This window comes from Candidatus Phytoplasma rubi, assembly GCF_026821955.1.
GTDB lineage: Bacteria > Bacillota_I > Bacilli_A > Acholeplasmatales > Acholeplasmataceae > Phytoplasma > Phytoplasma vitis.
In genome coordinates this window covers 387,723-402,398 of the sequence record NZ_CP114006.1, presented here as the reverse complement: position 1 = coordinate 402,398, position 14,676 = coordinate 387,723, and the positions used below count along the sequence as shown (strand labels likewise).

19 protein-coding genes and 4 pseudogenes are annotated in these 14,676 nt (G+C 24.6%); all 23 read right to left on the bottom strand.

Annotated features, from left to right (window positions below):
- Positions 1–277: 277 nt before the first annotated feature.
- Positions 278–526: pseudogene (locus RS022_RS02220) on the bottom strand (YqaJ viral recombinase family protein); the annotation flags it as partial.
- Positions 527–531: 5 nt separating this feature from the next.
- Positions 532–978 (bottom strand): hypothetical protein, encoded by a 447-nt coding sequence (locus RS022_RS02215; protein WP_268849603.1) that lies wholly within the window; start codon positions 976–978, stop codon positions 532–534.
- A 96-nt stretch (positions 979–1,074) separates the two neighbouring features.
- Entirely contained in the window at positions 1,075–1,311 is a 237-nt protein-coding gene (locus RS022_RS02210; RefSeq protein ID WP_268850228.1) for a hypothetical protein, read from the bottom strand.
- A gap of 19 nt (positions 1,312–1,330) precedes the next feature.
- Entirely contained in the window at positions 1,331–1,402 is a 72-nt protein-coding gene (locus RS022_RS04255; protein ID WP_420885772.1) for an SVM family protein, read from the bottom strand.
- 72 nt (positions 1,403–1,474) lie between these two features.
- On the bottom strand, positions 1,475–1,813 hold the full coding sequence (locus tag RS022_RS02200) for an SVM family protein (protein ID WP_268849602.1): 339 nt from the start codon (positions 1,811–1,813) through the stop codon (positions 1,475–1,477).
- A gap of 67 nt (positions 1,814–1,880) precedes the next feature.
- A pseudogene (locus RS022_RS02195) lies at positions 1,881–2,298 on the bottom strand (effector); the annotation flags it as partial.
- Positions 2,299–2,757, bottom strand: a complete 459-nt coding sequence (locus tag RS022_RS02190; protein ID WP_268849601.1) for a hypothetical protein — start codon at positions 2,755–2,757, stop codon at positions 2,299–2,301. It lies immediately after the preceding pseudogene.
- A 200-nt stretch (positions 2,758–2,957) separates the two neighbouring features.
- A complete protein-coding gene (locus RS022_RS02185; protein WP_268849600.1) occupies positions 2,958–3,470 on the bottom strand; it encodes an AAA family ATPase in 513 nt (170 codons plus the stop codon).
- A gap of 205 nt (positions 3,471–3,675) precedes the next feature.
- The gene (locus tag RS022_RS02180) at positions 3,676–4,179 is read right to left on the bottom strand and encodes a hypothetical protein (protein ID WP_268849599.1); all 504 of its coding nucleotides are present in this window, start codon (positions 4,177–4,179) and stop codon (positions 3,676–3,678) included.
- A gap of 217 nt (positions 4,180–4,396) precedes the next feature.
- Positions 4,397–4,689, bottom strand: a pseudogene (locus tag RS022_RS02175) (HU family DNA-binding protein).
- The gene (locus RS022_RS02170; protein WP_268849598.1) at positions 4,667–4,789 is read right to left on the bottom strand and encodes a hypothetical protein; all 123 of its coding nucleotides are present in this window, start codon (positions 4,787–4,789) and stop codon (positions 4,667–4,669) included. Before RS022_RS02170 ends, RS022_RS02175 begins: the two are co-directional and overlap by 23 nt.
- Before the next feature lie 23 nt (positions 4,790–4,812).
- Entirely contained in the window at positions 4,813–5,013 is a 201-nt protein-coding gene (locus tag RS022_RS02165) for a DUF2963 domain-containing protein (protein ID WP_268849597.1), read from the bottom strand.
- A 252-nt stretch (positions 5,014–5,265) separates the two neighbouring features.
- Complete coding sequence (locus tag RS022_RS02160; protein ID WP_268849596.1) at positions 5,266–6,021, bottom strand: DNA adenine methylase; 756 nt, start codon at positions 6,019–6,021, stop codon at positions 5,266–5,268.
- Between the two features lie 17 nt (positions 6,022–6,038).
- Complete coding sequence (locus RS022_RS02155; protein ID WP_268849595.1) at positions 6,039–6,191, bottom strand: hypothetical protein; 153 nt, start codon at positions 6,189–6,191, stop codon at positions 6,039–6,041.
- A 148-nt stretch (positions 6,192–6,339) separates the two neighbouring features.
- A complete protein-coding gene (locus RS022_RS02150; protein WP_268849594.1) occupies positions 6,340–6,651 on the bottom strand; it encodes a single-stranded DNA-binding protein in 312 nt (103 codons plus the stop codon).
- Entirely contained in the window at positions 6,641–7,048 is a 408-nt protein-coding gene (locus RS022_RS02145; protein ID WP_268849593.1) for a hypothetical protein, read from the bottom strand. The genes RS022_RS02150 and RS022_RS02145 overlap by 11 nt, the downstream gene beginning before the upstream one ends.
- A gap of 319 nt (positions 7,049–7,367) precedes the next feature.
- Entirely contained in the window at positions 7,368–7,970 is a 603-nt protein-coding gene (locus RS022_RS02140) for a sigma-70 family RNA polymerase sigma factor (RefSeq protein ID WP_268849592.1), read from the bottom strand.
- Positions 7,971–8,059: 89 nt separating this feature from the next.
- Positions 8,060–8,296 (bottom strand): hypothetical protein, encoded by a 237-nt coding sequence (locus RS022_RS02135; RefSeq protein WP_268849591.1) that lies wholly within the window; start codon positions 8,294–8,296, stop codon positions 8,060–8,062.
- Entirely contained in the window at positions 8,269–8,499 is a 231-nt protein-coding gene (locus RS022_RS02130; protein ID WP_268849590.1) for a hypothetical protein, read from the bottom strand. Before RS022_RS02130 ends, RS022_RS02135 begins: the two co-directional genes overlap by 28 nt.
- Positions 8,500–8,605: 106 nt before the next feature.
- Entirely contained in the window at positions 8,606–8,983 is a 378-nt protein-coding gene (locus RS022_RS02125) for an SVM family protein (protein WP_268849589.1), read from the bottom strand.
- A gap of 1,429 nt (positions 8,984–10,412) precedes the next feature.
- Positions 10,413–11,014, bottom strand: a pseudogene (locus RS022_RS02120) (sigma-70 family RNA polymerase sigma factor).
- 514 nt (positions 11,015–11,528) lie between these two features.
- On the bottom strand, positions 11,529–12,167 hold the full coding sequence (locus RS022_RS02115; protein ID WP_268849588.1) for a hypothetical protein: 639 nt from the start codon (positions 12,165–12,167) through the stop codon (positions 11,529–11,531).
- 953 nt (positions 12,168–13,120) lie between these two features.
- Positions 13,121–14,608 (bottom strand): 2-hydroxycarboxylate transporter family protein, encoded by a 1,488-nt coding sequence (locus tag RS022_RS02110; protein ID WP_268849587.1) that lies wholly within the window; start codon positions 14,606–14,608, stop codon positions 13,121–13,123.
- Positions 14,609–14,676 lie beyond the last annotated feature (68 nt).

The following is a 14,676-nucleotide window of genomic DNA, read 5'->3' as shown; positions in this document are numbered from 1 at the left end:
AATTTTATTATATTGAAAGTTGTTAAGTTTTTATCACCAGTCGAGTGTGTTCCATTAAAATAGAACCATTCAAAAAGTTAAAAAATTAAAAAAGTAAACTATTTATTAATCATTAATATTATAATATTAAAAAAATAATATGTCAATTAAAAATTTAAAAAATTAGATAAATAAAAAAATAATTAAAAAATGGCCGAATTTTAGGACTAATTTAAAGATATCATCAAAAATAACAGCTTTAAAGCTATCTATTTGTCTTTAAAAAAATAGTTGGTAATATAATGTCTTCAAAAGTTGAATTGGTTTTTTGTATGAAAAATTTACGAGCTATAGGTTCCATTTTTTGACCATGAAGTGTATATTGATTAGCGGTAAAAGTTGTGCCAAAAATTTTATCATGAACTAACTGTTTCATGAAACGAAAGGGATCTAAACCCGTAATGGAAGCGATTTCAGAAGCGTTGATGTATTTTTTTCGGTGTTGATACCATAATTTGGTCCTTTGATTTAAGTTTTTGATTCTCATAATATTCATTCTTTCTTAAAAATTTTCTTTAAAAATAATAAAAGATATTTTCCTAAATAATAAATAAACCGTAGAATGTGATAAAGACATTTAAAAAGAAAATAAATTAGATATAAAAGATGAGGGATAAATAATAAAATAATTATTAATAAACCTAAGTTTAACCATTGATTTTGATAAGTAAAGAAATAATGACTGATAGTATTAAGGCTATTATTTAGTTTAGTTAACAAAGTATTAAATGATTCCACATGATTAGGTTGCTTCGTGGTTAAATATTGATAAAATTGAACCACTATTCCTTGTTTTAGTTGGTGAATACTTAGTTTAACGGTGAAAAGATAGTATTTAATGACATAATAAAAGATTATAATTGGAATAAATGAAAATAAGGTAATTATTAAAAAGATAAAATTACTCGGTAAAAATTGAAAGATTTTTTTAATGAACATAGTTTTTGTTTCCTTTCCAATTGTTGAGTTGTGTTGTTAAATAAAAAAAGACCCTGAGGAAGGGTCTTGAGTTAAGAATAATAATTTAAAATTAAATTATTGAAATATATTAGAAATTTCTTCTAATGATTCAATTTGTTCTCTTAAACAATTAATTAAATTAGATAAATTAGTGTGTATTTCTAACAATTTATTTAAAGTTCCGTTTTTTGGAATATTTGTAAAAGCAATAATATAAGCTATTTGATTTTTTTGATTTATATATTCTTGTATTTCTTGTTTTTTATTAATAATAATTTCTTTATTGATTTGAATATTATTTGAGTTTTCCATTGCCATCACTTGATTACTATTATTTATTAAAAATAATCCCAAAAAATAAATAAATACTTATTATTTTAAATTGATTTTGTAATTTAAACATTAATTAAATCTCCTTTTGATATTTAATAATAAAAATAAAACATACTTTAAATTATTTTAACGTCTTCTATTATTATGTTTGATTTTGGTTGATTTGTATTTGTAGATTGTATTGGTTTCGAGCAAAAATTTGTTGATTTATCATTTGAAGATTATTTCCTACAATATTTATTCTGTTTGAAATTAAAGAAATTCTGTTGAAACGTGTTTGAGATTCTAAATTAGTATCATTAAAAACGTTAGTTAATTCTATCATTAAAGTATTTATTTCTTCTTCAAGTTGATGTTTTCTTGCGTCTAAATCTATACCAGGAAAAGCATGCAAACATTTAGTATTAAAAATTAAAAAAAATCCTAATAAAACAAATAAATAAATACTTATTATTTTAAATTGATTTTGTAATTTAATCATTAATTAAATTTCCTTTTGTTTTTATTCCTTTATATTTTAACATATTGGAAATTGTTAAAAATTTTTATCACCAGTCCTCGCTGGTTCTTGTGTTATTTTCGGCTTCTTGGGCTTTATCGTTATTGTGTTTATCTTGGTAAAGAGATAAAGTTTTACGGACAGGGTTGAAGTGGAGGTGGAAATTGGTTAATTTGAGATTGGAATCAGAAACACGTGCGCGACCAAGATAATAGTCTTTGTCTTCGTCTAAGAAGTATTTAGGGCCTTTGTATTTAAGGATTAAACAGTTACCGCTTGAGTCTTCTTTGAATTGTTTTTCTAATTTTACATATAAATATAATTGGCTATCATCTTCTTTATCAAAACGAGAAAATTTAAATCCGTTCACTGAGGTTTTCTCATAATTAAATCCTCTGTTATTCCAACGGTCGAACGGATTAACCTTCTCTGATGTAGTTAACGAGGTTAGAGGGTTCTTTTTGAAGTTAACGACGATTATCGACCAGCTTTAATTCTTTTCTTAAACTTTCTTCTCGAGCTTGAAGAGTTTTCAGATTATTTTTAATATCGATTATTTCTTGATTTTTATCTTTAATGGTTTGTTCGTATTTATCAGGTGTTTGTTTTAAAGTGACTAATTCTTGTTCTAATTGGGAGATTTTGTTTTCTTGGTGGATTTTAGTTAATTGCTGATTAATATTACTTAATTCCCTTTGGATTTGAGAATAGCGACGATTGTAATAGTTAATTCCGTTTAAACCATCAAAGGTATAGCGACATTCAATTTTAGTTTCGTCTTTAGGTTTATCTAAATATTGAAGGATTCCTTGATGCCATTGGGCGTATTGGTTTTCACAAGTTACTCGGCTTTGTTTTACTTTTTGATGATCAGGTTTTATTTTTAATTTTAGTTGTAAGACTTCTTCAATATCAGAAGGTAACATGACTTCGTGGGTTTGAGGGTTTTGTTGAGCCCATTTAGCGGTTTTTTTGTAAGCTTCTTCGATAATCGTGGTTAAATCACGATTAGAGAGGTTTTTACCTTGACATAATTGGGTAATATCTTTTAAAGCTAAGAAAGTATGATAACTAATTTGATAAGGGGTGATAATATGTTTTAAATAACCTTCAATTTCATGATCTTTTAAATGACCGATATAGATTTCTTTACTAAAACGACTGCGTAAAGCGGTATCAATTTTATGAAGGTTATATTAGTAGCTCCCATTAAGACAATTTTTTTATTATTGCTATTAAACCCATCTAATTTATCTAATAAAGTATTAATCACATTGACTCCTCCTGAAGAAATGTTAGAATCATTACGATTTTCTAATCCTTCAATTTCATCAATAAAGATAATGGTTTTATCATGATTTTCTGCTTCTTGCCAAACTTTATCAACTTCTTTTTCCCCTTCACCAATGTATTTTTGTCGGAATTGGGAAGGAATTAAATTAATAAAGTGAACGTTAGCTTCCCCACAAAGAGCTTTGATTAAAAAGGTTTTTCCTGTTCCTGGAGGACCATAAAGTAAATAACCTTTAGGGCGGACTTGATCGAAGTTAATTAAGGATTGGTTCGTGCGAAAATAAGTTAATAAGTCTTCTAATTCTTCTTTTTCGCTTTCCATGCCGTAAACATCTTTGAATGTCACTTGTTTTTTAGTATGAGGAAGAGGTTTATTTTCTTTTAAATGATTTAATTGGATAGTTAAATTTTTCTTTTGTTTTTCAAAAGCTAATTTTTGATCAGTTAAGAACAGTTGAAAATCCTTGAAATTTTTTAATTCAGTTTGATTTTTTTGATATTCTTTTTGAGTTTTTAATTCTTCAATTCTTTTTTGATTAGCTTCGACATAATTAAGAGCTTTGATTTAATTGAAAAATTTGTTGTTGGAGGTTTTCTTGGGTTTGAAGTTGGGCTTTTTCTTGAGCTAATTTTTCTAGTTCTGCTTGTTTTTCTTTTTGATTTTGGTTTAAGGCTTTCCTTTGTTCTAATAAATTATTGACTAAAGTTTGTTGAGTTTGTTGTTGATTTTTCAGTTCCGATAGTTGTTGTTGTTTTTGGAATTTGATTGACGGATTTAATTGAGGGTTATTAGTTAATTCAGTTTGCAGAGTTTTAATTTTAGTAATAGTTTCAGTTAAAGTTTTGACATTTTCATCAATTTGATTTTTTAAGGTTTGATCTTGTTGTTGGAATTCTTGGATTTTGGCTTGTTCTAATTTGATTTGGTTGTCGATCTCTTGTTGTTGTGTTGATGGAGGTTGATTAGTTAATGTTGGATTTTTAGTTGGTGGACGAGAATTAATAAAGCCAAAAATTAATAAAATCAAGAAACCTAAACTCAATAATCCGATCAAACTAAAATAAATTTTTTGTTTAATGACATAGATAACCTCCTTTCTTAGGTGTTTAATTTACTACTTTTTTTCTTTGTTTGGTTTATTATTGTTATCTTTTTTTGGGTTTTTCTTGGCAATTGAAAAAGATAATCAAGAAAGTAATTAAAAAACTAATGATTGAAACAATCCCACAAAGGATTTGGGCTGATTGGTTTTCCATTTTTGACCTCTTTTTTTATTTTAAAATTAAAGTTTTCACTTTGTCTTTAATGTTTTTGGAAAGTTTGAAAGTGACTACTGTTTTGGCAGGGATTTTTAGTTTTTTCTTTGTTTTAGGGTTTCTACCGATGTAGGCTTTTCTTGATTTTAAGATGAATTTGCCAATTTGAGGTGATAAAACTACTTCTTCGTTATTGTGGTGATTGCTTCGATTAAAGTATTTTCAAAGATATGATAAAATTCTTCTGTTTTAGTTACGGAAGTTTTGTTGGCTAAAGCGATTTTTTTAATTAATTCTTTTTTTATCATTTTTGGGTTTCTCCTTTTTGTTTGATTTATTATTATTTTTATTTTTGGGTTTTAATTTGCTGCGGTCTTTGAAGTAAGTCCCGTGGGCGATTTCAGTCATGGCGCGTCGCTCATATGATTTTTTTATTCTCCTTTTATTTTGGTTTTCTTTTGAAAAGTTAAGATATTCAATATCGATGTTTTTTTTATTTCTTTACCAGTCGCTTTATCGTATTTAATAATTTGATCGACAAAAAAATTTTGATGATATTTGGTTTGTTTTAATTTATGACCAGTTAATGGATTATATTGAATGATATAATTGATGTGGGACCATCCCGCCACGATAATGATGTATTTCTTCGATTAATTGTTTGTTGGCGTTGTATTTTTGAATCACTTTACTTCAGTAATCGTCAATAAATTCTTTTTTGGTTGTTTTCATTTTTTTCTCCTTTTTTAATCAAAATCAAGTTTCATATCCGATTTAATGTTCTGACACGATGGTAAAAATTTTAATTATACTCATAATTTTTAATAATGATTTCTTGATTGATGTTTTTGTTGGTGAGATGATGACTTATTGTTGTTTTTGTTTTAAATGATGTTATAATTTGGAAATAAATTAAGAATTGGGGTTGTTTCATAATTGGTGCATAACCATTTGACACCCCTTTTGATTGCTTGGTGTAATTCTAAGGATAATTGTTGATGATCAGTAAAAGAAAATGGTTTTTGGTAAAAATCTTTATCTTTAATTCCTTCATAGTAATATGGTGGATCGACAAAAAGAAAATCGCCTTGTTGACTATTGGCGATAATTTGAGGAAAATCCGTACAATATAAAACATGTTTTTTCTTTTGGAAGTGATGTTGGAAGATGATTAATTCATTTAAATTGATGATAGGTGTTTTTTGTTTGGGTTTATAACCAAAATTTGTTTTTAAATTATTTTGCTTATCATAACAAGTAATACCACGAAAAGCGTATTTATTTAAAACGTAAAAGATAGCTGACCTGGTTAATTTTTTTCTTTTTTTGGCATTTTGGTTGTATTGGTTTAGTAAATTTTTGTAAGCTTGTTTTTGGTTCTTTTGGTTGTGATATTGAAAAATATAATTTTCTATCACCTTGACTTTGTTAACAAAATGATGCGGATTTTGGAAACTTTGTTGCCACATAATGATTAATTGATTATCATTATCGTTTAAAATCGCTTTTGATGGTTTTAAATAAAAATAAAGAACACCACTTCCTAAAAAAGGTTCATAATAAGTTTTAAATTGTTTTGGTAAATGAGAAATAATTTGGGGTAAAAGTTTTTTCTTACATCCAATCCAATTGATTTTCATCTTTCTTCTTCCTTATGTCATAAATAAAATAAAAAGAAAATATCAGAAAAGATGGCGATTGTGGCGTTAAATTTTAATCCTAATTCAAAATTAAAAAATAAGGCCATGATATTACTGATGATGAAAAATAAATAGGAAATCGTTAATAAAATAGGATATCTTTTTTTCATTTTGTCTCCTTGATTTTTTTATTTCTTTTAGTGTCCTTGCCAATTTGTTGTGTTTTTTTCCAATAAAAAAACCCCTTTTGAAAAGGGGTTAGATGATTAAGTTTATTTGATTGTTATGAAATTTATTTTTTTAAAAAGGTAAATTTTCTTAAGGTTTATTGTCTAAAAAGATCACGTTTTGAAGAATAACTTTAGTGTTTATTTTGGTTTGACCTTCATTATTCGTGTATTTTTGGATGGATAAAGTTCCTTCAAGATAAATTTTCGAACCTTTATGTAAATATTTCTTCATTTTTTCGGCTTGTTTTCGAAAAGCGACACAGGGGATAAATTGGGTTATCTCTTTGTTATTAACTGCTAATTGAAAATCGATTTTAGGAATTTGTTCGTTGTTTGAATTGATATATTGTTTTTCTAAATCATGGCTGAGACGGCCGATTAATTGAATTTTATTTAACATATTTTATTTTTTCCTTCTTTTTTATTTTTTTATCATCATCGTTATCTTCGTTGTTTTCGTAGTCATCGTCGTCATTTTCATAAACAATTTCAATTTTTTCATCTTTACAATATTCTAATAAATTATCAACTTCATCATCAAGTGATTCAAGCACGTTTTTGCTAATGCCATCTTTAAATTTGTAAAAATAATGTTGAATTGATGATAAAAAGGAATTAATTTCTTCTTTGTCATCATCAGTTAAATTTTTTGAATATTCAATTTTATCTGAAACATCTATGTTCCAAACGGTGCCGTTTACAGCTTCTACAAATTCGTGATAATCTAAATATTGTGCGTCTTCCTTTAGGTATGTAATTGATGATAAAAATTCTAATAATATTTTTTTATTTTTCATTTTTTATCCTCCTTATTTTTTTAATTATTGATAAATAAATTTCATTATTCATAGATAAAACTTTTGAAAACGAATGTATTGAACGAATATTTGATTGATTGATGTTGGAATCGTTTATTACTGTTGTTTCAAAAATTTTATTTTTTTAACAATTGATCGATCCACGGAAAGCGGAATTTTTCCGTTAACTCAATTAACTTCTACTGGTATAACTGTTACCTTATGTACGTTATGGGACTTGATTTTTCTGCTGTCCTCTTGGTCTAACGTCAAAGACTTATAGTTTAACGTCATTACGGACGAGAAAGGTTAACGTTTTTTATTTTTTTAATTTCTTGATCGCTTTTTCTTTCATGTTTTCTACTTGTTTTAAAGATAAATTAAGCATTTGAGTTATTTCTTCATTCGAATAACTAGTTTGATAATCTTCGTTTATATCTCCTAAAGGAACCCCAAAACTTAAATGAATAATTTTAAATTCGTTTTCACTTAATTTAGCTTTCATTTTTTTTAAAAAAATTTCATGATTAACTTGTTTTAACCATAATTGATGAGGGTTTAAATTATTTATTTGATATGGTCCATAAAACTCTTCTTTAAAAGAAAGATTATCAACTTTATGATTTTTTTGTGGAAGAGAAGGAGAATGACTTTTTCTAATCATTTCTGTGATTTCGGATTTGATAGTTGGAGTAGCGTAAGCAATAAAGTCATAACCTAAATCTTCATAATTATTGAAAGCTTTGATTAATCCTAAAATCCCTTCTTGATATAAATCTTCTCTAGTTAAAACTCGAGGATAATATTTAAATTTATAAACTAGTTTTTTTACCAAAGGTAAATGAAGTTCGATTAATTGATTACGAATTTCTAAATTCTTTTTATTTTTTAAAAAATCTTTAAATAATTCTTGTCTTAACATTTAATTCCTTTTTAAAAACGTTTTTAGAAAAGAGAGGAAATTATTTTTTTAGTCTTTGAAACAAAAAAAGACTAACTTATTAGTTAGTCTTAAAGAGTTTTTAAAAAATAAAAAGTGTCTAAAGTTTTGGAACAGGGAAAACAAAAAAGGCAATAAAGACATTTAAAAAGAAAATCAATTAGATATAAGAAATGAGGAAGAAATAATAAAATAATTGTTAATAAACATAAATTTAACCATTGATTTTGATAAGTAAAGAAATAACGACTGATAGTATTAAGGCTATTATTTAGCTTGGCTAACCAAGTATTAATGAAATTCCACATGATGATTGGGTTAATTCGTGGTTAAATGTTGATAAAATTGAACCACTATTCCTTATTTTAATTGGCGAATACTTAGTTTGACGGTAAAAAAAATAGAATTTAATGACATAATAAATGGTTATCAAATAAATAAATGAAAGTAAAGTGATGATGAAAAAAATGAGATTAATAGGTAAAAATTGAAAGATTTTTTTTATGAACATGATTTTTAGTTTCCTTTCCAGTTTTGCATGTGTTGTTAAATAAAAAAAGACCCTGATGAGGGTATTTGTGAAGAATTAAATATTTTTATTTATTATTAAAAACAAATTAATTATTTTCATCATTTAAAGTTTTTAAAAGTATTTGATAAGTTTTTAATTGTTCTTTTTGATTATGAATTAAATTTTCTAAATTTTGTTTTAAGGCTAAAAGAGTGTTTTTTATAGGATCATTATTTGATAATTGTTGTATTTCGCTTTCTTTATTTATTTTTTTAACTGCATTTTCCCGAATTTTATATTTTAAATTAATTATATTTTCTTCAATAGAGTAATTAGTGATGTTTTGATTATTATTACTAGTGTTAGCAATATCTTTATTCATCCCCATTACTTGTTTATTACTAGTAATTAAAAACAATCCTAAGAAAGTAAATACAAAAAATGCATTCAATAACAATAATAAATTATTTTTGATTTTAAACATTAATTAAATCTCCTTTGATTTTTATTACTTTAATTTTAACATATTGGAAGTTGTTAATATTTTATCACCATTCAGAGTGGATTCTTCTTTTATTATTTTCAACTTCTTTGACTTTATCGTTATTGTTTTTATCTTGGTAAATAGATAAAGTTTTACGAACAGGGTTGAAGCGAAGATGGTAAATCAGTTAATTCGAAGTTGGCATCGTGAACAAAAGCCCTACCAAGGTAAATATATCTTTATCTTCTTTGTATTTAATGATTAAAGAGTTGTTTACCTGGGCTTTCGTGTTGTGTTGTTTTTCGAAATTAATATTTGAATATAAAATTTGAATATAAATGACTGTCATCTTTCATATCGAAAGAAGCGAAATTGAATCCGTTTAAAGTAGTATGTTTTATAGGTTAATCCTCTTTTTTTATCCAACGATCGAAAGAATGATGGTCTTTGGATGTAATTGGTGAGGTTTAGATGGTTCTTTTTTGGATTTTATGCGTTCTTGAACTGTTAAAATATCATTAAAACTGCCTTTTTTGGCTTGAGCTTGTTGTTGATAATAACCAAAACTTCATTATGCCATCAAAGATGTATTTGGCTTTAATCATTTAACATTTGTTATTATCCGTCATACCATTCATCAATTTTTTCGAATTTGGTTTCATTTAAAATAGGGATTTCTTTTTTTGGTAATTTAATGATTTTCATTTTGGTTAAAATAATCCAACCGATAATTAAAAAAAGAAATAACCCTAAAATGATAAAAAAACAATTTGATTATTTTTTTAATATTAAACATGATTAGTTCCTTTCGGATAATTTGTAATATACCAACATTTTAACACATTTAACTTTTGAATTTTAATTAAAACCATTTTTTGAACCAAGAAGTTACTTTAATAAATGTTTCATTTATGTTTTTTTTAATTTTATTAATAAAGGGTTGAATTGAACCTTTCCAGGTTTCTTGTTTGTCTATGGTATTTTTAATTTTGTCCTATTCTGCTGTTTTTTTGAGTTAATATTTTTTTATTTCTTTCTAAGGTTACTTTAGTTGTTTAATGGGCTTTTTGTTCTTCTTTTAACTGTTTTTTTTGAGTTTATTGATTTCATGACGGAGTTCGAAGTTTTCTTCGAGATATTGCCCTATTCACTTTTTTTACTGTTATTTCAAAAATTTTATGTTTGTTTTTTTATACAAAAAAAGATTACTTTGAAAGTAATCTTGTTTCTGTTTAAATTAAAATTTTATTTTTTTAACAATTGATCGATCCACGGAAAGCAGAATTTTTCCGTTAACTCAATTAACTTCTACTGGTATAACTGTTACCTTATGTACGTTATGGGACTTGATTTTTCCACTGTCCTCTTGGTCTAACGTCAAAGACTTATAGTTTAAAACGTCATTACGGACGAGAAAGGTTAACGTTTTTTATTTTTTTAATTTCTTGATCGCTTTTTCTTTCATGTTTTCTACTTGTTTTAAAGATAAATTAAGCATTTGAGTTATTTCTTCATTCGAATAACTAGTTTGATAATCTTCGTTTATATCTCCTAAAGGAACCCCAAAACTTAAATGAATAATTTTAAATTCGTTTTCACTTAATTTAGCTTTCATTTTTTTTAAAAAAATTTCATGATTAACTTGTTTTAACCATAATTGATGAGGGTTTAAATTATTTATTTGATATGGTTCATAAAACTCTTCTTTAAAAGAAAGATTATCAACTTTATGATTTTTTTGTGGAAGAGAAGGAGAATGACTTTTTCTAATCATTTCTGTGATTTCCGATTTGATAGTTGAAGTAGCGTAAGCAATAAAGTCATAACCTAAATCTTCATAATTATTGAGGGCTTTGATTAATCCTAAAATCCCTTCTTGATATAAATCTTCTCTAGTTAAAACTCGAGGATAATATTTAAATTTATAAACTAGTTTTTTTACCAAAGGTAAATGAAGTTCGATTAATTGATTACGAATTTCTAAATTCTTTTTATTTTTTAAAAATCTTTAAATAATTCTTTTCTTAACATTTAATTCCTTTTTAAAAACGTTTTTAGAAAAGAGAGGAAATTATTTTTTTAGTCTTTGAAACAAAAAAAGACTAACTTATTAGTTATTCTTAAAGAGTTTTTAAAAAATAAAAAGTGTCTAAAGTTTTGGAACAGGGCACCCCAATACAACATAAATCGACCAAATACTCCTTGTCTATTACCGGTTATTACGATAAGACATTTACAAACTCCTTTTATTTTTTTAAATTTTAAATAATAAAATAATAGTTTTTTTATTTATCGCCTATTCTTTTCGAAATTGACAAAATTGATCGTTTATTGTTTGGCAACATGAAAATAATTATTAACTGCTTTGACAAAGATTAAAGATAAAGAATATAATAAAAAAACTTACAAAAAAAATGTTTTTTTTACAAGTCATAACATAAATTTTTACTCCTTTCTTTTTGTTGGTGTAAAAAAATAACAGCTAATTTTCGAAAGTAGCTGTTATAAAAAAGACTTTCGATTTGAAAGTCCTGAATTAATTGAATTAGTTATCGATTTCATAAATCGAGTTTAATTCAGATAAGATAGAGTTTTTGTATTGTGTTTCATTATTTTTATATTTTTCTTCTAATGTTTTTCGATAATCTTCGTCCCTTGATAATATATTATCTAAAATTTTGAGTTCTAATTCTTTTTGTTTTAGTTGCCCTTTTAGTATTTCTTTTTGAAGTTGTAATTTATGAAATTGTTTTTTTAAATTATAACATTTTTCATTTTCTTTAATAATCTGATTTTGATTTTCTTTTAAAGAATTTAATGATAATTTCGAACTATTTTTAATTTTTTCAATTGATTTTTGTTCTGATTCAGAAATATCGTTTGGTAGTAAAAATTTATCATCAGTTTCTTGAAAAATATAATTTTTAATTTGGTCGAAATAAGTTTGAGTAGTTGAAAATTTAGGTTTTTTAGTTTCGTATTTATTTTTTTGAGGTTTAGATTCTTCTGATTTTAGTTCTAAAAGTTTAATTTCTTCTGATTTTAATTCTAAATGAGACATCTTTTCTTTGTTTTGTTGAGAATTGTTGGCACTTTGATAAAACCAAAATATAACTATAATAACAAAAATTGAAATAATGATGATAATTGATAAATGTTTTTTTAAAAAATTACTAATATTCATTAATTTTTTTTACCCTCTATGATAATAGTGAATATTATCAAATATAAATATATCATTTATATCACTATTATATATTTTATAAATTAAATGTTTAAAAAATATTTTTAATTAGGAATTATAATCATTTTTTAGGTGTTTCGTCTTTTGAATCGGGAATCATAACTATTTCATGCATTTTTGGTTTATGTTTTTGTTTGATTCTTTTTTATGTGAGGTTATAACTTAGAGATTTATTTTTTAATTCTTATTTTATTGTTTTTATTTCTGTTTTTTTATCTTCTAATTTTACTTCTAAATCACTTTGTTCGTATTCTAATTTTGATATATCACTAATTTTTTTTATTTTATAAGTTAATTACTCAATAATAGTTTCATATTCTTCGACAATAGATTTTTCTCTTTTTTCTATTTCTCGAACTCCCTTGTATTGATTTATCATATTCCTTGGCGAATTCATCGGATTTTAAATCTTTTCAATTTTTTCTTTGTCTTTTTTGTAATTTTCTTTGTCAGTGTCAATTTTAGCTAAAATCGCGATCGATGTTTTATTTATGTATTTCTAAAGCTTCTTTTATAATAATTATTGGTTGTTATTTATTTTCATTCACTATATCATTATATATATTCCATAAACTATGACCTTCAAGAAGAACCAAAGTGGTTTTAGTTATACCTTGCGCAAATTTTGTAGTAAATTTAATAGCTTTTCCTTATTGATTTAATCACGTATTTATAAGCAATTAAATCCGTAATTTTATAAAATACTTTAAAAATTCATTTAAGGATATTACGGCAGAAGCTTCGTGTTCTTTTTCGTAAGTTATCATACGATTATGCATTTCTATATATTGTGATTTTAAACCTTGGTATAATACTCTAAATAAATTTAAAAAATTTATATCTTTTATATCTATTTTTAAAAAGAGTTTACTTAAAAATTAAACTCCATACAATTAAATTTGATAAAACAAAGGAAAAAAAATACTAGCTAATATAACTATAATATCTCCTCCCATACGAGTAGATATTTGAGCATAAGGCATTAATTCCATAGAATCTGATGCTTCTAAAATAGCCATATTTCCAGCTCCACCAATACTATTCGAACAAAGTCCTGCAGAAATAGCGGATTGAACAGGATAATAACCAAATTTATTTCCAATAATAGCAGCTGTTAATGATGTAATAATAACACATAAAATGCAAGTTAATAAAAAATGTAAATTATAAATAGAATCTATTATTTTATTAATATTTGTTCCTATTCCGACCAAACATAAAATAGAAGATGTAAAATTATTTGTTATAAATTGAGAAGCTTGTTCAATGCATTTTTCATAATAAAAAGAAACTAAATTTAAAATTTTTACTATTATAACTAATATAACCAAAAAAACTATAACAGGAGGTAAATAATTTTCAATATTCTTTAAAAAAGAAAATATTGAAAATAATTTTAATATCATGATTCTTAATAAACTACTTAAAATATAAAAAGAAAAAATAGATATTAAACCGGTAGATATATTTGAATAATTAATATTTAATTCTGTATTCTTCATCCCTTGATTTATATTTTTATCATTTTCTAAAATTTTAATATTTTTTTCTATTATTTTATTAGGGCTACTATATTTACTTTTTCCAAAAAATTTCTTAATTAAACCAGACAAAATAACACTAAAAATACCAGCAATTAATAAAGAAGGTAAAATATGATCTTTGAAGGCATCTTCATATATTATATTCCCTTGAGAAAAAATTTTAGTTAAAGGAATTATCCCGCAAGTAAAACCTCCACATGCTATCGGAAAAAAAATATAAAAAATAGAATCTAAAAAACTATTACGAGTGCTATTTTTAATATTACTTAATCCTTTTATAGGTTCCAAAATTAATCCTATTATTCCTGCAAATAAAGCTGATATTATCAAAGTAATAATTACTAAAGGTAAAAATCTTTTTAACATTCTACCTAAAAATTCTTTTTTAATTCCTACAAGACTACCTACTACCAAAGATGTTACAAAGAAATCTAAAAAACCAATACCTTCTGCATTTTTAGAAAAAAAAGAAGTTTGATTAATAAATGTTTTTTGAAATTTTGTAAAAGTCGGAAATCCGAAATTGTAATTAAAAATAAAAGCAGGAACTAAAATACATAAAATAGGACCACCGCCTATATTTTTTATAATAGGAAAATTAGAACCTATAAATTTTAAAATTCCAGAAAAAACCATTACAAATAACAACATAGACATAAAATTATGCCAATTTTGAGAATTTATTTTTTTATTTTCTGAATCATAACTTAAAAATATATGAATTATAATCAAAAATAAAATCATTATAATTGAGAATACAGAAAAACCTAAAATATTTATTTTCTTTTTTTCATTCTTTTTAAAAGAAATAATATCCAAATTGTTCTTTTGTTTCATTAAAAAATATCTTTCTAAAAAAATGTATTTTATACATTAACTTTTTTAAATTTATATAAATTATTTTA